Here is a 22,901-nt window from a genome sequence, read left to right on the forward strand (position 1 = left end):
GGGAGGCGCGCCCGGATCGGCCCGCCTCCCCTCTTGCAAACGCGCGTTTGTCAGTATTCGCGCGGGCGGCTGCGGTTGTGGCCGCCGGCGCCGTACATCACTTCGGCCGTTCGGCCCGGGTCGTAGCCCGACGTTTCATCGTCCACCGACATGAACACTGCGCCATCCTTCATCCGCGGGCTGTAGTATTCGACATCGTCGTCATCGACACCGTGGCCTTTCAGCACTTCGTTGACCGAGCCGAACACCGCGCCGGCAAGCGCGCCAACGCCCATGGCGCCCGGAACCGCCGACGAGGCGATCGCGCCTGCCGCGACGAGCGGGCCGACGCCCGGGATCGCCAGTGCCGCTACGCCGAGGCCGGCACCCAGTGCGCCGCCGCCAAGGATGCCGCGCAGGAGATTGGTGTGCTCTTCATCCGTCACGTTACCGTCGGCGTCGGTCGTGGTCGTGGTCCGGCCGTGATGCGCGACGATCGAGATCGAATCGTCACGCACGCCGGCGGAACGCAAGTCGTTCACCGCGCGCGTGGCATGTTCGTGGCTGTCGAATATAGCGTGTGTGGGCATGCGACTCTCCTTTGTTGGTCACATTCCCAAACCCTGGGGCAGCGTTGCGTTCCGCCCCCGCGGCGCAATGCGCCCGGCCGCGCGATTTAATCGCCGAGCGGCACGCCCGGTTCGTGCTTGGCGGTGCGGATCGTCAGCGAAGTCTTTACACTGTCCACGTTGGGTGCCGGTGTCAGCTTGCTGGTGAGAAATTCCTGGAAGCTCTGCAGGTCCTGGCTGACGATCTTGAGGATGAAGTCGATCTCCCCGTTGAGCATGTGGCATTCGCGCACTTCGGGCAGGGACTTCATGTGGTCCTCGAACTCGCGCAGGCTGGTTTCGGCCTGGCTTTTCAGGCTGACCATGGCGAACACGGTGATCGCGAAGCCGAGTTTCGACGGGTCGAGGTCGGCGTGGTATCCGCGGATCACGCCTTCTTCTTCGAGGCTGCGCACCCGGCGAAGGCACGGCGGCGCGGTCAGCCCGACGCGGCTGGCGAGCTCCACGTTGGTAACCCGGCCTTCCTGCTGCAATTCAGACAAGAGTTTCCGGTCGATATCGTCCAGATTGGCCATGCGCGCGCCCCCGCGAAGTGATAGTCCGATATACAGTCGGGCAAGAAAGCAGCGCGTCGGAACGCTGCCTGCTAATTTTATTGTTTGTGCCAGCAATTGTCTCGGTTTGCAACGCGTCCCACATGGGCCTGTCCGGCCTTCCGCCGCATGGTAGCGGGCCCATTCGCATTAACCGCGTTCGAAACGGTTTAGGTTTAGACGGAGCGCCATGCATTTCGACGACCGCCTTGCCACTGTGCTCCGTCATCCGGCGGACGGCGAGCGTGCCGCGCGAACGCAGTATCGCCAGTTGATCGACCTGCTGGGCTCTCGCGCCACGACGCGCGACGAAGGCCTTCTCGCGGCCGCGTGGCTGCGGCTGGGCGCTTTGGGCGAAGCGATCCCCGGGCCGGAACGCGCCGCCGTCCTCCGCGAACCCGGCATGCGGCTCCGCAACCCGGAACTGGCCCTCCACTTGGCTGAGGACGAAGCGGAAGTGGCGGCGGCCGCGCTGGCCGTGGCGCAACTTCCGGACGACGACTGGGAAGCGCTCATTCCCCGCCTGCCGGTCCAGGCACGGGGCTTCCTGCGCCTGCGCCGCGATCTCGGCGCGCCCACCCTGGAGGTGCTCGAACGCCTCGGGATTCGCGACCGCGCCCTGCCTGTGCCGCAGAGCGCCGCGGTGGAAGGCGACATCGCGACCGACGTGCCGCCGATTTTCGCCGCACCGCCCGTCGTTCCGCAGTCGGCGCGGCCGATCCCCGCCAACGACCTGGCCTCTGCCGAAGAGGACAGCGAAATCGGGGCGCTTGTCCGCCGCATCGAATCCTTCCGCAAGGCGCGCGTCGGGCGCGGTGCCGGCGACGACAGCGGACGGACGCCGGCCGGCGAGGGGCCGGAAACCACGCGGCCTCGCGTGTCCGCTTTCGCGTTTGCGACCGACGCCCATGGCAGGATCGATTGGGCGGACGCGGCTGTCGCACCGATGATCGTGGGCGCGTCCCTTCCCCCCGCGGCCGATGCGGCGCGGCATGGCCGCCAGCCGCTGCGCGGCGTAGCGATCGACTGGACGGGCGCCCCGGACATAAGCGGCGCGTGGACGATCGACGCGGCACCCCGGTTTTCCGAAACGGGCGGGCACTTCATCGGTTACGCCGGTCGCTTCCGCCGTCCGCCGGCACCCGAACTTGTCGCTGCCTACGCCGATCCCTCGGCCGATCGCATGCGCCAGTTGCTGCACGAGCTGAAAACCCCCGTGAACGCCATCCAGGGTTTCGCCGAAGTCATCCAGCAGCAGTTGTTCGGCCCGACGCCGCACGAATATCGCGCGCTCGCCGCTGCGATCGCGGGGGATGCCGCGCGGATGCTGGCGGGGTTCGATGAACTCGATAGGCTCGCCCGGCTGGAAAGCGGCGCCATGGCGCTGGAAGACGGGCGGGCAGATCTGGCGCAGATCGTCGCCGCATTGGTCGGCCAGTTGGGGGAGGTACTGCGGCCGCGCAATGCCGCCTTCGCTCCCGACTTCGGTGAGACTGCCAGCCTTGTGGCGCTCGGGGGACGCGATGCCGAAACGCTGTGCTGGCGCCTTTTCGCCACGATCACCGGGGCCACGGGGGCGGGCGAGGAACTTGCGGTCGCCTTTGCTCACGATCATGCTTTCGTGCAGCTGACCTGCGCGCTTCCGGCGACATTGGCGGCGCAAGCCGACGTGTTCGCCGCGGACAGCCCGCCGTCTCGCGGAGCGGTGAGTGCGGGGATGTTCGGCGCGGGCTTTGCCCTTCGCCTCGCGCGGGCAGAAGCGCGCGCGGCCGGGGGCGACCTGGTGCGGCACGGTGCCGCAGTCGTCCTGTCGCTACCCCGCTTGACCCCTGCCGAGGCCAGCCCTAGCCCTGCGGCGGCAGGGGCCGCGCGCGGTTAGGCAAATCTTCGCACGGCCCGCGTAAGGGCGTCAGGGTGGACTCACCGATCTTCGAACCGCCCGCCAGGGGCCGCGAGGCGCGCTTCGGCCCGGCTTTCGGCACGCGCGTGCTGCTGACAATCGACGCGGAAGAGGAATTCGACTGGCGGGCGCCCTTTTCGCGCACCGCCTACAGCCTGACCCACGTGCCCCGCATCGCCCACTTCCAGCAGTTTTGCGAAGGACTGGGCGTGGCCCCTGTGTACCTCGTCGACTGGCCGATCGCGACCTCGCCGGAAGCAGTCGCGATCATCGGCAGCGCGGTGCGCGCCGGTCGGGCGGAAGTCGGCATGCAGCTTCACCCATGGGTCAATCCGCCGTTCGACGAAGATCTCAGCGCGCAGAACAGCTATCCCGGCAATCTGCCGCGCGATCTGGAACGATCGAAGTTCCTGCGGCTGCACGAACGCGTGGTGACGGCGTTCGGCACGGCGCCGCTGATCTATCGCGCCGGCCGCTACGGCCTCGGCCCCGACAGCGCCGACCTGCTGCGCGAAAGCGGCGTCCCGATCGACAGTTCGGTCCGCACCCATTTCGATTACCGCGACAGCCAAGGCCCCGATTACAGCCGCCATCCGCTTGCGCCATACTGGGTCGACGAAGGGCGCACCCTGCTCGAACTGCCGGTGACGAGCGTTTATTGGGGCATGTTGCGGCGGCAGGGCCGGTGGATCCACCCCTTGCTCACGCGAATGCCGCGCGCGGCCGGCGTGGCGGCACGGTGCGGGTTGCTCGAACGGATCGCGCTCACCCCGGAAGGTGTCACTGCGGAGGAAGCCTTGCGCGGCATCGACATGGCGCTCGACGATGGCCTGCCGCTGCTGGTGCTGAGCTTCCACAGCCCGTCCCTCGCCCCCGGGCACACGCCGTATATCCGGACCGAAGCAGACCTCGATCGGCTATACGACTGGTTCCGCCGCATCTACATGTATCTTGAGATGCGCGCCGTGCGGCCCACGACGATATCGGAGGTCATGGCATCGGTGGAGCGTTGATCTGCTTGCCAGCGGCCCCCGCCGCGTCTACCGGCCGCGCACCGGAACATATGGTGCGGGCCTGTAGCTCAGCGGTTAGAGCTGGCCGCTCATAACGGCTAGGTCGCGGGTTCGAATCCTGCCGGGCCCACCACCGGACGGTCTGACACGGCCAGTCGCCTTGTCGAGGGGATCATGTGTCGGGGAGTAGCGCAGCCCGGTAGCGCGCCTGCTTTGGGAGCAGGATGTCGCAGGTTCGAATCCTGTCTCCCCGACCACTTCCCACCTTGGGCGGCGGCTTCACAGGGCCGCTTCGAAAGCCTCCAGCAGCCACATGGTCGCGGGGCCGGGCAGGCTGTCATGGCGCCAAAGGGCGTTAAGGCGGTATTCGATGCGTGCGCCTTCGGGAATGGCAAGCCGCTTCAGGCGGCCGCGTTCGATGTCGTCGGCCACGGCGTGGAGCGGCATGTTGCCCCAGCCGCTGCCGCTGAGAAGCAGTTCGTGCTTGGCGCCGAGGTCCGCCAGGCGCCAGGTGCGCGGGCTGAGCACGGAAAATTCCTGCCCTTCGGTGTAGGCCGAACGATCGGTGAGCACCAGCTGCAGGTACTGGCGCGACTGGCCGGGCAGGATCGTGTCCAGCCGCGCCAGCGGATGCCCGGGCGCGGCGACCGGAACCAGCTCGATCGTGCCGATCTCGCGCCGCTGCAGTTCCGGCAGGTCGATCAGCACGGGGCCTGCGACGGCCAGATCCGCGCGCCCCTGCAACAGCAGCGAGGCGACGGCGCCGAGTGCCTCCACGTGCAGGCGCAGGTCGACGAGCGGATAGACCTGCTGGAATTCCTGCAGGATCGCGGAAATCGGGCCGAGCGGCACCATCACGTCGAGCGCGATGGCAACTTCGGTCTCCACCCCCGCGTGGATACTGCGCGCGCGGGCCATGAGCCCGGCCGTCTCGTCCACGACCGCCCGCGCGGCCGGCATGAGCGAGCGGCCGGCGTCCGTCAGCCGCGGCCGGCGCGATCCTTCGCGGTCGAACAGGGCAAGATCCAGCTGCGATTCGAGCGAGGCAATGGCGTAGCTGATCACGGAAACCGCCCGCCCGAGCTTGCGCGCAGCGGGGTTAAAGCCGCCCTCGTCGATCACAGCCAGGAATATGCGCAATTGCTCGAGAGTCGGTTGGCCGATGTCCATTGTTCAACTCGCTTGAACGGTTCGGTCAGATTTATCTGACTTTTTCCATTCGAAGCAAGCGACCATATGGGGGGCCAAGACGTTCATCGGAGTATCGACATGATTGAAGTCAGGCCTTTCAGCACGCTCGGCGCGGCCAACGACGGCTGGCTCGACGCGCGTCACCACTTCTCGTTTGCCGGGTATCACGATCCGGCCCGCGTCCATTGGGGAAACCTCCGGGTGTGGAACGATGACGCGATCGCCGCCAAGTCCGGCTTCCCGCCTCACCCGCACAACGACATGGAGATCATCACCTATGTCCGCGAAGGCGCGATCACCCATCGCGACAGCATGGGCAACGAAGGGCGCACCGAAGCGGGCGACGTCCAGGTGATGTCCGCAGGCACCGGCGTCACCCACTCTGAATACAACATGGAGGACGAGACGACCCGCCTGTTCCAGATCTGGATCATTCCGGATCGGACCGGCGCCACGCCGAGCTGGGGCGCGCGCCCCTTTCCCAAGGATGACCGCGCCGGCAAGTTCGTGACGCTCGCCTCCGGCTTCGCGGAGGATACCGATGCGCTGACGATCCAGACAAGCGCCCGGGTGCTGGGGGCAACCCTGCGGGCGGGCGAAAGCGTCACCTACCCGACCTCGCCCGACCGGCATCTTTACCTCGTTCCCGCGACCGGCAGCATCCGGGTGGACAACGAAACGGCGCAGGCCCGCGACGGAGTGGCCATCACCGGCCTCGAGAGTTTCACCGTGACGGCGATCGAGGATTCCGAGATCGTCATGGTCGACGCGGCCTGACCGATCGCACAACATTCAACACAATCCCAAGGAGTTTCCCATGTCCCAATCGTACAAGGTCGCAGTCGTCGTCGGCAGCCTCCGCAAGGAATCGGTGAACCGCAAGGCGGCCGAGGCACTCACTCGCCTGGCGCCCGAGAACCTGCAGTTCGAATTCGTCGAGATCGGCGACCTGCCGCACTACGACGAAGATGTCGAAGCGGCCGGTGCCCCCGCGCCCTGGACCCGGTTCCGCGAGCAGATCTCTGCATCCGATGCGGTGCTGTTCGTCAGCCCGGAATACAACCGATCGGTGCCGGGCGCGCTCAAGAACGCCATCGACGTGGGCTCGCGCCCCTACGGCGAGAGCGCATTTGCCGGGAAGCCGACAGCCGTGATGTCTGTCTCGCCCGGCGGGATCGGCGGCTTCGGCGCGAACCATCACCTGCGCCAGTCGCTGGTCTTTCTCGACATGCCGGTGCTGCAGCAGCCGGAAGCGTACGTGGGCGGCGGGTACGAACTGTTCGGCGAGCAGGGCGCGTTCAAGAGCGATGACACCCGCAAGTTCTTCCAGGGCTTCATCGATGCCTTCGCCGCGTGGATTGCCAAGACGGCCGCCTGACCCCCGCAGGGATCACCACGTCGCATTGCACCGGGAGGGTCGGCCAACAAAGGCCGGCCCTCCCTTTTTCGTGACCGCCCAGTTTCAGTAACGGGGCTTCGGACCCTTGCGATGGGGCTTCTTCGGCCATGGCTTGACGAGGCCGGCACCGGGTGCGCGCGGTCCAGGGCCACCCGGACGGGGCGGACGCGGGCCGCGGTCGTTGCCCTTGCGCCGTTCGCGCGCGACTTCCCGCGGGCTGTCGGTCGCCGGCTCTATCAGGACATCGCCCCCGTCCTCGGTGCCCGCCGTGCGCTGCAGGGCGGCCGCGAACTTGTCGGCGATCGCGCGCGGAACCTGGAAGTGCGTCTCGTTCGCGGTGATCCGGATCGCACCGACTTCGTTCCGGGTAATATGGCCGCGGCGGCAGAGCAGCGGCAGGATCCAGCGGGGATCGGCATTCTGGCGGCGGCCAATGTCCATGCGGAACCACACGGTATCTTCGAACCCGGGACGGTGCCGTTCCTGTTGTCCTGCCCGGCGCGCATCGGGCGTGTTCTCCGCCAGTTCCTCGACCTGCGGCAAGGCGGCTCGGTGCGAACGGACCAGTGCTGCCGCGATATCTTCCGGGCTGCGCTGCGCCATGAGCTTCGCCGCAAGCGCGCGGTCTTCGTCATCGAACTCCGCCGGAGCCAGCAGCGCGTCGAGCAGGCGCTGGCGATCGTTTTCGCGGATCGCGTCGGCGGTCGGCGCCCCGATCCATTCGGCCTGGATCTTCGCCCCGCGAAGCATCGATTCCACCCGGCGGCGGCGCGGATAGGGCACGATGATGACGGCCGTGCCCTTCTTGCCCGCGCGGCCCGTCCGACCGGAACGGTGCTGAAGCGTTTCCGCATCGCGCGGCACTTCAACATGGATCACCAGGCTGAGCGTCGGCAGGTCGATGCCCCGCGCGGCAACGTCGGTGGCAACGCACACCCGCGCACGGCGGTCGCGCAGCGCCTGGAGCGCCTGGTTGCGTTCCGACTGCGAATGTTCGCCCGATAGGGATACCACGGCGAATCCGCGTTCCTGCAGGATTGCATGAAGCCGTCGCACGTTCTCTCGCGTGGCGCAGAACAGCATCGCCGTTTCCGCTTCGTGGAACCGCAGCAGGTTGACGACGGCGTGCTCGATCTCCGCCGGACCGACGGTGATCGCCTGGTAGGTGATGTCGCCGTGCCCGCGGTCGTCCCCAACAGTGGAGATGCGCAGCGCATCGCGCTGGTAACGCTTGGCCAGGTTGGCGATGGCGGGCGGCATCGTGGCCGAGAACAGCAGCGTGCGCCGCGTATCGGGCGTCGCGTCGAGGATTTCCTCCAGATCTTCGCGGAAGCCCATGTCGAGCATCTCGTCCGCTTCGTCGAGGACGATGGTCCGCAGGGCGGCGAGATCGAGCGCGCCGCGCTCCAGGTGGTCGCGCAGGCGGCCTGGCGTGCCAACGACGATCTGCGGCCCGTCGCGCAATGCACGCCGTTCCTTCGATGGGTCCATGCCGCCGACGCACGTCGCCACGCGAACACCCGCCTTGCCGTAGAGCCAGACAAGCTCGCGGCTGACCTGCAGCGCCAGTTCGCGCGTCGGCGCGATGACGAGGACGAGCGGTTGGCCGAGGCCTTCGGCCGTTCCGTCCGGCCCGAGCAGTTCGGTGGCCATGGCGAGGCCGAAAGCGACCGTCTTGCCCGAACCCGTCTGGGCGGAAACGACCATGTCGCGGCGTGCGGCGTCCGGCGCCATGACGGCGGCCTGCACCGGCGTCGGTTCGAGATAGCCCCGCTGTTGCAGGGCGTCCGCCAGCACGGGCGGCAAGTTGGAATAAGGCATGGCGCGCCCGTTAGGGCAAAACGTCGCGCAAAGCACCCGCTAACCGGACCCACCCGTTTTCGGAGGCGGCCCGGAGCGGAGCCCGAACGCTAGCGGGCGGGCATGATCGCCGATTTCTCGTTGGCGAGAATACCCACGACCTGGGTCCACACGGCGACGTTCTGGCGCAATTGCACCGGGTCCACCTTGTCCAGCGTGTCGTCGGGCGTGTGATGCAAGTCGAAATAACGGGTGCCGTCCTGCTGAAGGTCGATGATCGCCGCCCCCGATTCGCGGGCGAGATTGAGGTCCGCCCCGCCGGTCGCCACTTCGCGCGATGGTGCCACGCCAAAGCGGGCGACGGATTGCGCCAGCCGCTTGTAGAGCGCCGGGTTGCTCGCGGTGAAGTTGCTGTCGATGCGCCACACGCGGTCGGCACCGAAATCGCTTTCGATGCCCACGTGGATGGGATCGCCCTTGTGCGCGGCGGCATAGGCCTTGCTGCCCCAGAGGCCGGTTTCCTCGGCCCCGGCGAACAGCACGCGGATCGTGCGCAAGGGCCGGCCGGTCTTCTCGACGTGCTTTGCAGCCGCCGCCACGATGCCGCAGCCGGCGCCGTCGTCCACCGCGCCGGTGCCGAGATCCCAGCTGTCGAGATGGCAGGCGACCAGGACGGGAGGCAGCTTGGGATCGCGGCCGGTGATTTCGCCCACCACGTTGCCGCTGGCGGTCTGCCCCAGTTGCCGCGGGGTGAGAACCAGCTTCATCGTGATAGGCTTGCCGCGCGCGAACATGCGCTCCAGGTTGTCGGCATCGGGATTGCTCAGCGCACCCGCCGGGGTGGGCGTAACACCTTCGGGGAAGGTCGTTCCGCCGGTGTGCGGCGTGCGGTGGTTTTCCGTCCCGATCGACCGGATGACCGTCGCCACCGCGCCCTTGCTGGCGGCAAGCGCTGCGCCGCTCCAGCGTGCGGGGCCGGCAAAACCATATCCCGACCCGTCCTGAGTCGGCTTCATGTCGTGGCTGATGAAGACGATCTTGCCCGCCAGGCTGCCGGGGGGTGCGGCTTCCAGATCGGCATAGCTGGGGAAATATGCGACTTCCGCGGTCAGCCCAGCCTCGCCCGTCGAGGCACTGCTGCCGAGCGCGGTGATGTGCATCGGCTGCGCGAACGGGGCGACGATTTCCGCCCGCTCTTCCCCGCGCACCCAGGTCGGCATCATGTAGGGTTCTTCGGAGACGCGCTGGAAGCCCTTGTCCCGCAGCCACTTCAGCGCCCAGGCGCGGCCGCGTGCCTCCGCCTCGGTGCCCGCCTGGCGGGGGCCGATTTCGGTGGTGATCCCCTCAACGAAATCCCATGCGAGCGTGTCGCCCGTCAGCGCGGCATCGGCCGCCTGTTCCAGCGTGGGCGTCTGTGCCCGGGATTGAGCGGCGAGGCCGGCGGAAGCGAAAGCGAGCGGAAGGGCGGCCAGCGCCGTGATGCGATACGACATGGCGGCGTGCTAGCGCGCGCCCCGCTCGCTGCCAAGCGGGCATCGTCCCTGAAAATCCACGCCAAAACAAAAGGGCCGGACCTCGCGGCCCGACCCTTCGTTGTCATCCGCCCCGGATGGGGGGAACCGTTCAGAAGCCGAACACGACGCCAACGGTGCCGCGCACGCTGTCGAACGCGATCGTGTCGACGTTGAAGCGCAGGCCGGCGTTGCCGATCGGGTATTCCGCACCGAGCCCGACGAGGTAATCGCCGCTCGTGTCGTCAAGACCGTCGAACGTGCCGGCCGGAACGTCGACGTCCACGACGTTATACGGGTCGATGTTCACTTCCTGGTATCCGCCGCGCACGTAGAACTTCGCGCCGCCGTCGGTGCGCATGCCGAGTCGAGCGGCCACGCCGTATTCGCTGTCGATCACGCCGCTGCCGAGGTGGAAGTTGCCTTCCACGCCCGCGAAGGCGTTGCCCTGGCCGAGCGGGAAGTCCACGCCGGCGACCACGCCGTAGATGGCGCCGCCGTCATTGACGTCGAGACCGGTCGCGTTGGCGATATCGTCGGTGTCCGCGCCAAGGTCGTGATAGCCGCCCGACAGGCCGACGAACGCGCCGGTGCCGGCCGCGTCCTGCGCCTGGGCAGTGCCGGCGAACCCGGCGGTGGCGAGAGCGGCTGCAATGAGAATTCTCTTCTTCATGATAAACCTTCGTAAAAGCGCAGCAATCTTGCGCTGCTGCGTATCGAAGTAGGTTCCGGCCGGTCTTTTCCAACACCGCGGCGACAGCGGCCGGGCGGTTGCGTTGCAAATGTTGCGCAAATGTTGCAACGCAGCAACACCGGCCCGCCGCGGCATTGCATTTGCCGCCCTCCGCACCCACCTTGCCCGCGCAACCCGCGCGCATTACTGGCGCGCCGAACGCCCCTCAATTCTTTCCGATTCAATGCACAGGAATTCACGCGATGGCCGCGCAGTACGCATTCGTCATGAAGGACATGACCAAGACCTTCCCCGGCGCCGCGAAGCCGGTGCTGAGCAACATCAACCTGCAATTCTACCAGGGCGCCAAGATCGGCATCGTCGGCCCCAACGGCGCGGGCAAGTCCACGCTCATCAAGATCATGGCCGGGATCGACAAGGACTTCACCGGCGAAGCCTGGGCGGGTGAGAACATCACCGTCGGCTATCTTGAGCAGGAGCCCGAGCTCGATCCGACCAAGACCGTGCTCGAAAACGTCAAGGACGGCGCGCGCGAGACCGCGAACCTGGTGGACCGCTATAACGCCATCGCCGCCGAGATGGCCGAGCCCGATGCCGACTTCGAGAAGCTGGGCGAGGAAATGTCCGAGCTGCAGAGCAGGATCGACGCCGTCGACGGCTGGACGCTCGACAACCAGCTCGAGATCGCGATGGAGGCCCTGCGCTGCCCACCCGGCGACTGGCCGGTCGACAAGCTGTCCGGCGGCGAGAAGCGCCGCGTGGCGCTCACCCGCCTGCTGATCCAGAAGCCCGGCATCCTGCTGCTCGACGAACCGACCAACCACCTCGACGCGGAAAGCGTCCAGTGGCTGGAAAACCATCTCAAGGAATATGCCGGCGCGGTGCTGATGATCACCCACGACCGCTACTTCCTCGACAACGTGGTCGGCTGGATCCTCGAGCTCGATCGCGGATCGTACTATCCGTACGAAGGCAACTATTCGACCTACCTTGAAAAGAAGGCCAAGCGGCTGGAGCAGGAAAGCCGCGAGGAATCCGGCCGGTCCAAGGCGCTCAAGGAGGAACTGGAGTGGATCCGGCAGACGCCGGCCGCCCGCCAGACCAAGTCCAAGGCGCGTATCCGCAAGTTCGAACAGCTCCAGGAAGCGCAGAACAACCGCAAGCCGGGCAAGGCGCAGATCGTCATCCAGGTGCCCGAACGCCTGGGCGGCAAGGTGATCGAGGCCAAGGGCATCTCCAAGGCTTACGGCGACAAGCTGTTGTTCGAAGACCTGTCGTTCATGCTGCCCCCCGGCGGCATCGTCGGCGTGATCGGCCCCAACGGCGCGGGCAAGTCCACTCTGTTCAAGATCCTCACCGGCAAGGAAACCCCCGACAGCGGCACGGTGGAAATCGGCTCGACCGTCCACCTCGGCTTCGTGGACCAGAGCCGCGACCACCTCGACCCCAAGAAGAACGTCTGGGAAGAAGTGTCCGACGGGCTCGACTACATGAAGGTCAACGGCCACGACATGAGCACCCGGGCCTATGTCGGCGCGTTCAACTTCAAGGGCGCGGACCAGCAGAAGAACGTGGGCAAGCTATCGGGCGGCGAACGCAACCGCGTGCACATGGCCAAGATGCTGAAGGAAGGCGGCAACGTCCTCCTGCTCGACGAACCGACCAACGACCTTGACGTGGAAACGCTGGGCGCGCTGGAAGAAGCGATCGAGAACTTCGCCGGCTGCGCCGTGGTCATCAGCCACGACCGCTTCTTCCTCGACCGGCTGGCCACGCACATCCTGGCGTTCGAAGGCGACAGCCATGTCGAATGGTTCGAAGGCAACTTCGAAGCCTACGAAGAAGACAAGCGCCGCCGACTGGGCGACGCGGCGGATCGCCCGACCCGGTTGGCGTACAAGAAGCTGACGCGATAATCCGAGGGAATCACGGGGCCGGCACAACCGGCAAGGGCCAGGCCGTGCCGCCCCGTCATTTCCTGTGTTCTCGTCAACCCGGGTCGGCCGGGGGGTCCAGCGTGCGGCTTGTGGAAAAGGCGTGATTTCGTCGGGGAGCGAGAGACCCCGCCCCCGAAACGCTCACTCCGTCCCGGCCAGCAACGCGTCGAGCCCGTCCGTGGCGAACGCGATCGGCGGGCGGGCGGCAAGGCAGCTCCTGTCGACCGCGCGTTCCGGGGCGGCGAGGAAGGTCCGCGCGATGCCCAGCGTGCAGTCGTCCATCACCATCGGCCCGTGCGAGGCACCGCGGACTTCGACCAGGGTCGCCCGGCTGAGCAGGCGCACGGTCTGGTAGGCGTCGATTTCCGGCGTCGCGGGATCGAACGTGCCGAAATAGACCAGCGTCGGAATGTCGCTGGCCACTGGGGCGAAGAAGGCGGGATCTACGAACCCCGGCCGGAACGCTGCGCAGAGCGTGTCCCAGTTGTCGTCCGGGTCTTCGCCGGCGATGACGGGAAACCGTTCGCGCGCGCGGGCAAACCAGTCGGCGGTACGGCCACTTTCCGGGCACATGATCGCGTGCGCCTGGGCCGGGGAATAATCGCCGAAGCTGTCCCCGCCGCCAAAGGCCGCGACAATCTTCTTCACCAGGGCATCGTCCCCCGCATGGGCGCGGTCGATTGCCAGCGGCACGTATTTCACCGTGACCGAGCGCACCGCCAGCGGCCACAGCGCGCGCATGAATTGCCGTCCGGTGATCCGCTTCTCGCCATCCGCGATCGGCGTTTTTTCGAGGCGGGCCAGCGTTTCGTCGAGCTTCGCCCCCACCGCGCCGAACCGGCCGCGGCAGGCGGGCTGCGCGGAACATTCGCGGTCGATCGCGGCGAAGCCCGCGCCGACGGTCGTAAGCTGTTCGGCCCATGCCGCGCTGTTCGGCGGATAAGGCGAATTCAGGACGACGGACCGGATGGACGCGGGCGTCGTGCGCATCGCATCGAGCGCGACGAGCGTGCCGTAGGATATTCCGGCGAGGTTCCACCGCTCGATCCCGTATGCGCGCCGAATCGCCTCCATGTCGTGGACGGTGGCGCGTGTGCTGTAGGCGCCGGGATCGATACCGGCGGCATCGAGGCTCGCCCGGCACGCGGCGAATGCCGCCCGTTCGCGGCCGCTCTGCGCTGCGGGACCGAGGCCCTGAAGCGCGATCGCATTCAGATCGCTGGCGAGATCGGGGCAGAGCGCTTCTTCCGACCGGCCGGAGCCGCGCTGGTCGAACAGGATCAGGTCGCGCCCTTCCCGCAGCAGGGCGGATGCCTTGCTCTCTTCGAGATAGGGAAGCATGCTGTCGACCGTGGCGATGCCGGGGCCGCCATTGATGAACAGGACCGGCTCCCCGCGCGGTTCCGGCCCAGTGCCGCGTATCCGGGCAGTCCACAGCCGTATCGATTTCGCCGCAGGTTCCGCATGATCGCGCGGTACGGTCACCCACCCGCATTCGACGGCGTGCTTGCGTTCGTAATCCGGGGGAACATCCTTGAGGCCGCAGGGCGCCGGCTGGAATGCAGCGGCTGCTGCGGCGGCGAGCGTTGCGAGAAACATGGACTTCCCCCCACGTTACGATGCCGGAAAAGTATCCTACTTTGTCGGCGCGCGGAACGGGAAAAGCGGGGCGATCGTGCGCGCGCGCCGGTGGCCTGCCATCCGCCTTGTGGCCGGGGTGCCCGCCCGCACGATCCGGTCGCGGAGCCGGTGTCATGCTCGGTCACCAGCGACCTGCTCGCCGGCGCTCACCCGATGAGCCCAGTGACCCGCTTTCATTCAGATATGCGACAGCCGACATGAACTAATCGACGATTCGTTAATGACGGCCGCAGGTGGTGGGGCGGCTCTTCATCGGAGTATGCCCATGTCATTGAAGTCTCTCCTTCGCGCCGGCAGTGCCGCCGCGCTGGCCGCGCTGGCCATCGCCAGCGTTCCTCCGGCGTTTGCCCAGTCCAGCGATTCCGACCGCGAGCAGCGGCGTGCGGCCCGCCAGGCCGAACGCCAGTCGCAGGGCGAGGCGCGCCAGCAGCGCAGCGCCCCCGAACGCCAGTATCGCGGTCAGTCGGCGCAGCAGCAGCGCGAGTACCGCGCGCCGTCCGCACAGCAGCGCAGCGGCCGGGACTGGAACCGCGGCGACCGGCGCAGCGATACCGGCACGGCGCGCCAGGGCCGCGACTGGAACCGCAGCGATAACAGCAGCAGCAATTGGGGCCAGGCACGCGCGGCTCAGGCGCAAGCTCAGGCTCAGGCGCAGGCTCGCGCCCGGGCACAGGGTGCCGATCGCACGCAGCGGTGGGACGGCCGCGGCGGTTCCGCAACCACCGGATCGTGGGATCGCAACCGGTCCTATGCCGATCGCACGCGTAACCAGACCTACCGCGACGGCTATCGCGACGGGCGGCAGGCCGATCGTTACCGGGACCGCAGCCAGCAGCAGGACGCCTACCGCAGCGGCTATCGCGACGGCGTGCGCACGGACGGCTGGCGCGACGGGAACCGCAACGGCAGCTACCGCGACAACAACTACCGTTCGTGGAGCCGCGACTGGCGGCGCGACAATCGCTACGACTGGCAGGGCTATCGCAACTACAATCGCAACATCTATCGCCTTGGCCGGTATTACGCCCCCTATAGCAATTATCGCTACAACCGGGTCAGCATCGGTTTCAGCCTGAACAGCCTGTTCTTCGGCAGCCGTTACTGGATCAACGATCCGTGGCAGTACCGCCTGCCGGCCGCGTACGGGCCCTATCGCTGGATCCGCTATTACGACGATGCCCTGCTGGTGAACACCTACACCGGCGAAGTGGTCGACGTGGTGTACGACTTCTTCTGGTAAGCGTTTCCGTGCGGGATTGAGTGGCCTGCGCGGGATAATCGAGCCCCCGTCGACTCCGGTCGGCGGGGGTTCTTCTTCGTGCGATCAGCCCCTGGGCGTCCCGAACGGCAGCATCCGCCACAGCGTGCCGTCGCGATCGATCAGCGTGTGCTTCAGCGCCCCGGCGACGTGGAGCACGATGAGGAGAAGCAGGATCTTGCCCCCGGTCTCGTGAAGATCGAAAATCGATCCGCCGAGGTCGGGATTGGTCCCCGTGGGCAAGGCCGGGATGGTGAACAGGCCGAAGAAGTCGATCGGCTTGCCGATATAGGAATTGGCGATCCAGCCGCCCAGCGGCAGGCCGATCAGCAGGACATAGAACAGCGTGTGCACCGTCTTCGCCAGCGCCCGTTCCCATGGCTTCAGTGTCGACGCAAACGGCGGCGGGCGGTGCGTCAGGCGCCATGCGAGGCGGCCGAGCGACAGGGTGAGGATGACGATGCCCCAGGCCTTGTGATAACCCATCACCGTGCCCCGCAGCGCCCCGTCGAGATCGCCCGCGCGCTCCACGATTTGCCAGTTCATGATGACGAGCGCGGCGATCACCCAGTGAAACAGCATCGCCACGCCCGAATACCGCCTGCCCTGTTCCGCCCGCATCGTGTTCTCCCCTGTCGTATGCGCGTTCGACCCTATCAACGCTGCCCGGCGCCGCAAGCGGGTTTGCGCGCATCGGTTGACTTGCTACCAGTCGCGCCATGGCCAGCACCACTGTGATTCCGGACAAGGACGCCCTGCGCCGCGTGGGCGAAACCGTGCGCAAGCGCCTCGCCGACCATCCCCGCATCTACAAGGTGCCGACCGACAAGGCGGAAATCTATGCGGTCGGCGATTTCCTTCGCCCGACCGAATGCCAGCGGCTGATCCGCATGATCGACACCGTCGCCCGGCCCAGCTCGCTCTACGACCAGGATTACTCCAGCGGGTTCCGCACGTCCTATTCCGGCGATCTCGATCCGTACGATCCGCTGGTGATGGCGGTCAGCCGGCGGATCGACGACCTCATCGGCATCAACGGCATCTGCGGCGAGACCATCCAGGGCCAGCGCTATTTCCCGGGACAGGAGTTCAAGCCCCACAACGACTGGTTCTATACGGACCAGGATTACTGGAAGGGCGAACGCAAGCGCGGCGGGCAGCGAAGCTGGACGGCGATGGCCTTCCTCAACTCGGTGGAAAAGGGTGGCGAGACCCATTTCGTGGAAGTGGGGGCGAAGGTCGAACCGAAACCCGGCGTCCTGATGCTGTGGAACAACGCCCTGCCCGATGGCATGCCGAACGAGAACACCCTCCACGCCGGCACCCCGGTGGAAGCGGGCGTGAAGTACGTCCTCACCAAGTGGTACCGCACGCGCAAGTGGGGCTGAGCGGCGGTCAGCCGGCCGGCTTCGCGTCTTCGATTGCCTCGTAAATGGCCTCGTCGGCCTTCTTCGCCTCGCGGATGGCGAAGTGGACCATCCGGTCGAGCTTGGTCGACAGGCGCATGATTTCCAGCTGGGTGCGCAAGTTCACCTCGTAGTCGTGGCGAGCGGCGATCCGGTCCTTCGCGGACTGCCTGTTCTGGCTCATCATGATGACCGGCGCCTGGATCGCGGCGAGCATCGACAGCATCAGGTTGAGGAAGATATACGGGAAGCGGTCGAACGGCGGGAGGCCGACCGCCTCGAGCGCGCCGTTGTTGACCACGACCCACGCCAGCAGCACGAACGCGAACGACAGGATGAAGGCCCAGCTGCCGCCGACCGCCGCCACCCGGTCCGCCAGCCGTTCGCCGAACGTGGCGCTGAGCTGCGCCGCCTCCGCCGCGTCGAGCCCTTCGTAGCTGCCCGAAGCGACCCGCCGGATCACCGACTGCTCTTCGGCGTCGAGCTCGTCCAGTTCGCGCCCGAGCAGCTCACGGGCAAGGACCTCGGGATCGTTGGCGCCTATCACGCGGCCGTGGCCCTGGCGAGCGCCTCGGCGATCAGCCGGCGCGTGTTGGCGATGCCGTAGAGCGCGATGAAGCTGCCCATGCGGGGGCCCTGATCGCTGCCCAGCAGGGTGCGGTACAGCGCCTGGAACCAGTCCCGCAGCGATGCGAAGCCGAACTCCTCGCGCTTGCCGATCTCGTAGACGATGGTCTGCAGGTCCTCCGCCGACGTGCCGGGTTCCGCGCTCTCCAGCTCGGCGTCGAGCGCGCGCAGGGCAGCGGCCTCGTTGGCCGCAGGTGCCGCGCGCACCAGGCCTGGCGCCACGAAATCGCGGTTGTAGGCCAGCGCCCGGTCCACCAGCGCGTCGAGCGCCGGGTGCGCCGCGGGGTCCGCGTCGGCCACGTAATTCCCGAGGTAGGACCAGACCTGTTCGCGCGTGGCCATCGCCCCAAGCACGCCCACGAGGTTGAGCAGCAGCGCATACGTGACCGGCAAGGTGTCCCCCGCCCCGCCTCGCTCGGGGTCGGTCGCTCCGAGCAGATGCCACACCGGATTGCCGAGTTGCTTGTCCACCGGCTGATCGGCCAGCGCGCCGCGGAACTGCCAGTAATCGTCCACCGCGCGCGGGATCACCCCGGGATGCAGGCTCTTCGCGCTGCGCGGATTGGGAAAGATATAGAAGCCCAGGCTTTCCTCGCTGCCGTAGGCCAGCCACTCCTCGATCGTGAGGCCGTTGCCCTTCGACTTCGAGATCTTCTCCCCGTTCGCATCGAGGAACAGCTCGTAGATCAGCCCTTCCGGCTTCCTGCCGCCGAGCACCTGCGCGATCTTGCCGGACTGCACCCCGCTGTCCGTCAGGTCCTTGCCGTACATCTCGTAATCGACGCCCAGCGCCACCCAGCGCATCGACCAGTCGACCTTCCACTGCAGCTTGGCGAGCCCGCCGAGCGCGGACTGTTCCACCACGCTGCCGTTCGTATCGGTGAAGCGGATCGTGCCGGCATCCGCGTCCACGACCTCGACCGGCACTTGCAGCACCGCGCCGGTCGTGGGGCTGACCGGCAGCACCGGGGAATACGATGCCGCCCGCTCCGCCCGCAAGGTGGGCAGCATGATGTCGAGGATCGCCTGGTTCTGCCGCAGGACCGTCTTCAGTGCCGCATCGAAAGCGCCCGAGTTATACATCTCGCTGGACGACACGAACTCGTACGCGAAACCGAACCGGTCGAGGAAGGCCCGAAGCTGCGCGTTGTTGTGCGCGGCGAAGCTGTCGAAGCCGGCGCCGAACGGATCGGGAATGCGGCTGAGCGGCAGGCCGAGGTGCCGCGCCAGCATGTCCTTGCCCGGCACGTTGTCGGGCACCTTGCGCAGGCCGTCCATATCGTCGCTGAAGGCCACGAGCCGCGTCGCGCCATCATCCGGGTGCGCGCCGATCATCGCTTCGAACGCGCGGCGGACCAGCGTGGTGCGCAGCACTTCCTGGAACGTGCCGATATGCGGCAGGCCCGAAGGCCCGTACCCGGTTTCGAACAGGACCGGCTTGCCGTCCGGCCGCCGGCCCTCGGGGTAGCGCTTCAGCAGCTTGCGCGCCTCTTCGAACGGCCAGGCCTTGGATACGCGGGCGGCTTCGATCAGGGCAGTATCGGTCATGGCCGCTCCTTTTCGCAAAGCCGGCGTGGAGGCAAGCACCAACCCGCCGGGGCGGGCGCGGGACACCCGTCACACTGTCCTGGTGGAAGCAGGCTAACCCGTGCAGCCCGCCTGAGAGATGGCCGATCGCGGTGTTCCGGCGGCGTGCGGGTGCCGGCATTCTTCCTCAGCTGGGCAGCGCCGTGTTTACTTTTCGTTCCGGTGTTCGCATGGATCGCGGCGTGACCGTGTCGCTCAATCTTCCCGCGCTGCACGCCAGCCACGCCGGCACCTGGCTGCGCGACCGCGGCGCCACGCGCGGCTGCGGCAAGGGGGAGGCGGTGACGGCGGCGGCCGATACGCCGCTCCTGCTGCTGAACGCGCCGCTGATCGCCAGCCGGCTCGGCTATCCCGACCTGTCGGGTCTCGACCTGCTGGAACTGTTCGCGTTCGTCCATCCCGCGCGGTTTGCCGTTCCCACGCCGCGGGGCCTGGCCCATGCGCTGGGGATCGACGAACCGGCGGGCGACGACGCCGTCCCCGCATTCCTGCAACACGCGGCCGGCACCCTGATCGCGACCTGCGAAGGCGAGGATTGGGCGGAGCGGGAGGGCGCCTGGTCCACCCTGCAATCGCTGCTGCGCATGCGCTGGCCATGGGCGCAGGTCCTGCTGCCCCACGTGCGCAAGCCGGAGCGAGCGGAACGCTGGCTGTTCGCCCGCCTGCCCGAATGGGAGGAGGCGCCCGAGCGGCCCCAGCCCGGCCACGTTCTGATCGAGGAGGAGGAAGTGGAAGGGCGCCTCGCCCGGCTGACCGGCGAAGGCGCCGAACAGCGCGAAGGGCAGCGAATCTATGCCCGATCCGCCGGCGCGGTGTTCGCACCCCGCCCCAGGCGCGGGGTACCGCACGTCCTGCTGGCCCAGGCCGGCACCGGGATCGGAAAGACGCTGGGCTACCTTGCCCCGGCGCACCTGTGGAGCGAGAAGTCCGGCGGCACGGTGTGGGTCAGCACCTACACCAAGAACCTGCAGCGCCAGCTCCGCCGCGAAAGCGGGCGCGCCTGGCCGCAGCGCCGCGCCGACGGATCGCGCCCGGTGGTCGTGCGCAAGGGGCGCGAGAACTACCTCTGCCTGCTCAACCTCGAAGATGCGCTGCAGGGTGGCTTTGGCGGGCGCGCCGCGATCCTGGCGCAGCTTGTCGCCCGGTGGGCCGCGTTCAGCCAGGACGGCGACATGGTCGGCGGCGACCTGCCCGGCTGGCTCGGCACCCTGTTCCGCAAGCGCGGCATCGCGGCGCTCACCGATCAGCGGGGCGAGTGTGTCTATGCCGGGTGTCCGCATTACCGGAAGTGCTTCATCGAACACGCGGCACGCGCCAGCGCCCAGGCCGATCTCGTCATCGCCAACCACGCCCTGGTGATGGTCAACGCCGCGCGCGGGCGCGATCATGCCCAGCGCCCGACCCGGATCGTGTTCGACGAAGGGCATCACGTGTTCGAGGCGGCGGACAGCACGTTCTCCGCCGCGCTCACGGGGGCCGAGGCGATCGAGCTGCGGCGCTGGATCCTGGGGCCCGAGAAGCAGTCGCGCGGTCGCCGCCGCGGGCTGGCCGCGCGGCTCGCCGACGTCGCAAGCTATGACGAACCCGGCGCCAAGGCCGTGGAAGCGGCGGTCGAAGCGGCGCAGGCCTTGCCCGCCGATGGCTGGTTGCAACGCCTTGTCGAAGGCACGCCGGCGGGGCCGGTCGAGGCTCTCCTCGGCGCGGTGCGCGCGGTGACATACGCGCGGGACGAAAGCGGCGGGCAGGAAGCCGGCTATGGCATCGAGACGGAGGCGGCGGGGCTCGACGGGCCGATCGTGGAGTTGGCGGGGCAGGCGGCCAGTGCCCTTGCCGCGATCCGCGCGCCCCTGCTGCGCCTGGGCCTTCGGCTGGAGGCGATCATGGCCGAACCGCCCGACTGGCTGGACGCGCAGGGCCGCGCCCGGATCGAAGGCGCGCGCCACTCGCTGGCCTGGCGCTGCGACCTGCTGGCGGCGTGGGAGGCGTTGCTCGACCGTTTGGGCGGTCCCGGCGATCCCGAGTATATCGACTGGCTGGCCGTCGACCGCAGTCCCAATCACGCCGAAGGCGCGCGTGAGTTCGATGTCGGGCTGCATCGCCATTGGCTCGATCCCATGAAACCGTTCGCGCAAGTGGTCCTTGAGCCCGCTCACGGCGTGATGCTCACCAGCGCCACGCTGAAGGACGGGCCGGACTGGGACGCGGCCATCGCCCGCAGCGGCGCGCACCATATCGAAGCCGTGCCCCGGCTGACCGAGGCGGAAAGCCCGTTCGACTACGCCGCGCGGGCCCAAGTGCTGATCGTCACGGACATCCAGCGCGGCGACATTCCCGCGCTCGCCGGTGCGTACGGCCGGATCGTGGAGGCGTGCGGCGGCGGCGTGCTGGGCCTGTTCACCGCGATCCGGCGGATGCGCGCGGTCTATGGCCGGATCGCCGACCGGCTCGCCCGCAGCGGGTTGCCGCTCTACGCCCAGCATGTCGACCCGATCGACACCGGCACGCTGGTGGACATCTTCCGCGACGATCCCGCCGCCTCGCTCCTGGGCACCGACGCCCTGCGCGACGGGGTGGACGTGCCGGGCCATTCGCTGCGCTGCGTGGTGATGGAACAGGTGCCATGGCCTCGCCCCACGATCCTCCACCGCGCGCGGCGGGCGGCGGGCGGCGGTTCGGCCTATGACGACCGGATCATCCGCGCGCGGCTGGCACAGGCGTTCGGGCGGCTGATCCGTTCGAAAGAGGATCGCGGCCACTTCATCGTCCTGTCGCCCGCGTTCCCCAGCCGCCTGCTCGGCGCCTTCCCGGCCGGTACGCCCGTAGTCCGCTGCACGCTCGATGAGGCTTTACATCGGCTCGCCAACGGTGCCATCGCCCCGGTCACCACGCCCGCCGAAGGATGACCTGACCTGCCCAAGCTGCTCGGCCTGCTGCGCCACGCGAAGTCCGACTGGGACGACATCGGCATGCGCGATTTCGATCGCGGCCTTAACGATCGCGGGCGCCGCGGAGCGCGGCTGATCGGCGCGCATATCCGCGATCACGGCGTGGCCTGGGGCACGATCGTCGCCAGCCCCGCTGCCCGGGTGCAGCAGACCCTCGCCGAAGCGATCCCGGGCACCGAACCCCGATGGGACAAACGCGTCTATCTCGCCGACATCGATACCCTGTTCGAAGTACTGAAGGGCGCCGGACCGGCGGACGCCGTGCTGCTGGCGGGCCACAACCCCGGCCTGCAGGACCTGCTGCTGGCGCTGATCCCCCCGTCGGCGGAGAACGACCTGTTCGATGAAGCGGCGGTCAAGTTCCCCACGGCGACGTTCGCCATGCTCGAACTCGCGATCGACGACTGGGCGGGACTTGCCAGGGACTGCGGAAAGCTGATCCATTTCGCCCGCCCCCGCGACCTCGACCCGGCGCTGGGGCCTGAGGACTAGGGAACGGCTCCCATGCGCCGGGCGCGATAGCATCGACAAAGGCGCAGGTATCGCTTCACCGATCGCCCGGTTGGGAATCGCCGTGCGGATCGTGCGGATGAAGGGAAGTGCTGGTGCCCGATGAGGGACGAAGATGGGCACTCTAATCATTGGCGAATTTTCGTCAGTCAACCTCGCTGACGTCCGCCTTGCGCCCCCAACTCTGTCATTCGGCAACCAGTTCGAGGAACTCGAAAGCGGACGCCACTCGGATACGCTCGGAGCGACAGTTATGTCGGACCATCCGGAACGTCTCCTTATAAGCCCGGCCTAGCCCAAGTTGCCCTTCGTTCACCAAGCCAGAAATCGGCACGTGAATG

The 22,901-nt window shown here is 67.8% G+C and carries 19 protein-coding genes and 2 tRNA genes; 11 read left to right on the forward strand and 10 right to left on the reverse strand.

From position 1 onward, the window contains the following. Positions 1–50: 50 nt before the first annotated feature. Entirely contained in the window at positions 51–569 is a 519-nt protein-coding gene (locus GRI40_RS05740; protein WP_160610456.1) for a hypothetical protein, read from the reverse strand. An 86-nt stretch (positions 570–655) separates the two neighbouring features. Then, positions 656–1,123, reverse strand: coding sequence for an Lrp/AsnC family transcriptional regulator (locus tag GRI40_RS05745; protein ID WP_160610457.1), 468 nt, complete (start codon positions 1,121–1,123; stop codon positions 656–658). 208 nt (positions 1,124–1,331) lie between these two features. On the opposite strand from GRI40_RS05745, the gene GRI40_RS05750 reads away from it, so the two are divergent. From GRI40_RS05750 to GRI40_RS05765, 4 genes are all read left to right on the forward strand, one after another. Then, positions 1,332–3,020, forward strand: coding sequence for a HAMP domain-containing histidine kinase (locus GRI40_RS05750; protein WP_160610458.1), 1,689 nt, complete (start codon positions 1,332–1,334; stop codon positions 3,018–3,020). Positions 3,021–3,055: 35 nt separating this feature from the next. After that, entirely contained in the window at positions 3,056–4,054 is a 999-nt protein-coding gene (locus tag GRI40_RS05755) for a polysaccharide deacetylase family protein (RefSeq protein ID WP_160610459.1), read from the forward strand. Positions 4,055–4,111: 57 nt separating this feature from the next. Next, positions 4,112–4,187 (forward strand) — tRNA-Ile (locus tag GRI40_RS05760). Positions 4,188–4,234: 47 nt separating this feature from the next. Beyond that, positions 4,235–4,311 (forward strand) — tRNA-Pro (locus tag GRI40_RS05765). A 22-nt stretch (positions 4,312–4,333) separates the two neighbouring features. Here GRI40_RS05765 and GRI40_RS05770 read toward each other — a convergent pair. Continuing rightward, positions 4,334–5,224: a LysR family transcriptional regulator gene (locus tag GRI40_RS05770; protein ID WP_160610460.1), complete on the reverse strand. Its 891-nt coding sequence runs from the start codon at positions 5,222–5,224 to the stop codon at positions 4,334–4,336. 99 nt (positions 5,225–5,323) lie between these two features. Between GRI40_RS05770 and GRI40_RS05775 the strand changes: the two genes are divergently transcribed. Together GRI40_RS05775 and GRI40_RS05780 are read left to right on the forward strand one after the other, a co-directional pair. Further along, positions 5,324–6,022 (forward strand): pirin family protein, encoded by a 699-nt coding sequence (locus tag GRI40_RS05775; protein WP_160610461.1) that lies wholly within the window; start codon positions 5,324–5,326, stop codon positions 6,020–6,022. A gap of 40 nt (positions 6,023–6,062) precedes the next feature. Next, positions 6,063–6,623, forward strand: coding sequence for an NADPH-dependent FMN reductase (locus GRI40_RS05780; protein ID WP_160610462.1), 561 nt, complete (start codon positions 6,063–6,065; stop codon positions 6,621–6,623). Positions 6,624–6,707: 84 nt separating this feature from the next. On the opposite strand, the gene GRI40_RS05785 is transcribed toward GRI40_RS05780, so the two are convergent. From GRI40_RS05785 to GRI40_RS05795, 3 genes are all read right to left on the reverse strand, one after another. Next, the gene (locus GRI40_RS05785) at positions 6,708–8,465 is read right to left on the reverse strand and encodes a DEAD/DEAH box helicase (RefSeq protein WP_160610463.1); all 1,758 of its coding nucleotides are present in this window, start codon (positions 8,463–8,465) and stop codon (positions 6,708–6,710) included. Positions 8,466–8,554: 89 nt separating this feature from the next. Further along, positions 8,555–9,937: a M20/M25/M40 family metallo-hydrolase gene (locus GRI40_RS05790; RefSeq protein WP_160610464.1), complete on the reverse strand. Its 1,383-nt coding sequence runs from the start codon at positions 9,935–9,937 to the stop codon at positions 8,555–8,557. 130 nt (positions 9,938–10,067) lie between these two features. Beyond that, the gene (locus tag GRI40_RS05795; RefSeq protein ID WP_160610465.1) at positions 10,068–10,628 is read right to left on the reverse strand and encodes a hypothetical protein; all 561 of its coding nucleotides are present in this window, start codon (positions 10,626–10,628) and stop codon (positions 10,068–10,070) included. A gap of 263 nt (positions 10,629–10,891) precedes the next feature. Between GRI40_RS05795 and ettA the strand changes: the two genes are divergently transcribed. Continuing rightward, a complete protein-coding gene (ettA, locus tag GRI40_RS05800; RefSeq protein WP_160610466.1) occupies positions 10,892–12,565 on the forward strand; it encodes an energy-dependent translational throttle protein EttA in 1,674 nt (557 codons plus the stop codon). Between the two features lie 162 nt (positions 12,566–12,727). Here ettA and GRI40_RS05805 read toward each other — a convergent pair whose 3' ends face one another. Then, the gene (locus GRI40_RS05805; RefSeq protein ID WP_160610467.1) at positions 12,728–14,185 is read right to left on the reverse strand and encodes an alpha/beta fold hydrolase; all 1,458 of its coding nucleotides are present in this window, start codon (positions 14,183–14,185) and stop codon (positions 12,728–12,730) included. 307 nt (positions 14,186–14,492) lie between these two features. On the opposite strand from GRI40_RS05805, the gene GRI40_RS05810 reads away from it, so the two are divergent. Then, the gene (locus GRI40_RS05810) at positions 14,493–15,467 is read left to right on the forward strand and encodes an RcnB family protein (protein WP_160610468.1); all 975 of its coding nucleotides are present in this window, start codon (positions 14,493–14,495) and stop codon (positions 15,465–15,467) included. An 84-nt stretch (positions 15,468–15,551) separates the two neighbouring features. Here the strand turns inward: GRI40_RS05810 and GRI40_RS05815 are convergent, their stop codons facing one another. Beyond that, a complete protein-coding gene (locus GRI40_RS05815; protein ID WP_160610469.1) occupies positions 15,552–16,106 on the reverse strand; it encodes a cytochrome b in 555 nt (184 codons plus the stop codon). A 98-nt stretch (positions 16,107–16,204) separates the two neighbouring features. On the opposite strand from GRI40_RS05815, the gene GRI40_RS05820 reads away from it, so the two are divergent. After that, a complete protein-coding gene (locus tag GRI40_RS05820; protein ID WP_160610470.1) occupies positions 16,205–16,873 on the forward strand; it encodes a prolyl hydroxylase family protein in 669 nt (222 codons plus the stop codon). 7 nt (positions 16,874–16,880) lie between these two features. On the opposite strand, the gene GRI40_RS05825 is transcribed toward GRI40_RS05820, so the two are convergent. Together GRI40_RS05825 and GRI40_RS05830 are read right to left on the reverse strand one after the other, a co-directional pair. Next, positions 16,881–17,435, reverse strand: coding sequence for a DUF1003 domain-containing protein (locus tag GRI40_RS05825; protein WP_337190545.1), 555 nt, complete (start codon positions 17,433–17,435; stop codon positions 16,881–16,883). Then, a complete protein-coding gene (locus tag GRI40_RS05830) occupies positions 17,435–19,066 on the reverse strand; it encodes a lysine--tRNA ligase (protein WP_160610472.1) in 1,632 nt (543 codons plus the stop codon). Before GRI40_RS05830 ends, GRI40_RS05825 begins: the two co-directional genes overlap by 1 nt. Positions 19,067–19,275: 209 nt before the next feature. Between GRI40_RS05830 and GRI40_RS05835 the strand changes: the two genes are divergently transcribed. Then, a complete protein-coding gene (locus GRI40_RS05835) occupies positions 19,276–22,008 on the forward strand; it encodes an ATP-dependent DNA helicase (protein ID WP_160610473.1) in 2,733 nt (910 codons plus the stop codon). A gap of 6 nt (positions 22,009–22,014) precedes the next feature. Beyond that, on the forward strand, positions 22,015–22,542 hold the full coding sequence (locus tag GRI40_RS05840; RefSeq protein ID WP_160611449.1) for a SixA phosphatase family protein: 528 nt from the start codon (positions 22,015–22,017) through the stop codon (positions 22,540–22,542). Positions 22,543–22,901 lie beyond the last annotated feature (359 nt).

Source organism: Tsuneonella aeria (assembly GCF_009827495.1).
Taxonomy (GTDB): domain Bacteria; phylum Pseudomonadota; class Alphaproteobacteria; order Sphingomonadales; family Sphingomonadaceae; genus Tsuneonella; species Tsuneonella aeria.

Bases quoted from the DNA above. Each gene is read 5' to 3' on its own strand.
- GRI40_RS05740 (WP_160610456.1), bottom strand. From the start codon at position 569: ATGCCCACACACGCTATATTCGACAGCCACGAACATGCCACGCGCGCG.
- GRI40_RS05745 (WP_160610457.1), bottom strand. From the start codon at position 1,123: ATGGCCAATCTGGACGATATCGACCGGAAACTCTTGTCTGAATTGCAG.
- GRI40_RS05750 (WP_160610458.1), top strand. From the start codon at position 1,332: ATGCATTTCGACGACCGCCTTGCCACTGTGCTCCGTCATCCGGCGGAC.
- GRI40_RS05770 (WP_160610460.1), bottom strand. From the start codon at position 5,224: ATGGACATCGGCCAACCGACTCTCGAGCAATTGCGCATATTCCTGGCT.
- GRI40_RS05775 (WP_160610461.1), top strand. From the start codon at position 5,324: ATGATTGAAGTCAGGCCTTTCAGCACGCTCGGCGCGGCCAACGACGGC.
- GRI40_RS05780 (WP_160610462.1), top strand. From the start codon at position 6,063: ATGTCCCAATCGTACAAGGTCGCAGTCGTCGTCGGCAGCCTCCGCAAG.
- GRI40_RS05785 (WP_160610463.1), bottom strand. From the start codon at position 8,465: ATGCCTTATTCCAACTTGCCGCCCGTGCTGGCGGACGCCCTGCAACAG.
- GRI40_RS05790 (WP_160610464.1), bottom strand. From the start codon at position 9,937: ATGTCGTATCGCATCACGGCGCTGGCCGCCCTTCCGCTCGCTTTCGCT.
- GRI40_RS05795 (WP_160610465.1), bottom strand. From the start codon at position 10,628: ATGAAGAAGAGAATTCTCATTGCAGCCGCTCTCGCCACCGCCGGGTTC.
- ettA (WP_160610466.1), top strand. From the start codon at position 10,892: ATGGCCGCGCAGTACGCATTCGTCATGAAGGACATGACCAAGACCTTC.
- GRI40_RS05805 (WP_160610467.1), bottom strand. From the start codon at position 14,185: ATGTTTCTCGCAACGCTCGCCGCCGCAGCAGCCGCTGCATTCCAGCCG.
- GRI40_RS05810 (WP_160610468.1), top strand. From the start codon at position 14,493: ATGTCATTGAAGTCTCTCCTTCGCGCCGGCAGTGCCGCCGCGCTGGCC.
- GRI40_RS05815 (WP_160610469.1), bottom strand. From the start codon at position 16,106: ATGCGGGCGGAACAGGGCAGGCGGTATTCGGGCGTGGCGATGCTGTTT.
- GRI40_RS05820 (WP_160610470.1), top strand. From the start codon at position 16,205: ATGGCCAGCACCACTGTGATTCCGGACAAGGACGCCCTGCGCCGCGTG.
- GRI40_RS05830 (WP_160610472.1), bottom strand. From the start codon at position 19,066: ATGACCGATACTGCCCTGATCGAAGCCGCCCGCGTATCCAAGGCCTGG.
- GRI40_RS05835 (WP_160610473.1), top strand. From the start codon at position 19,276: ATGGATCGCGGCGTGACCGTGTCGCTCAATCTTCCCGCGCTGCACGCC.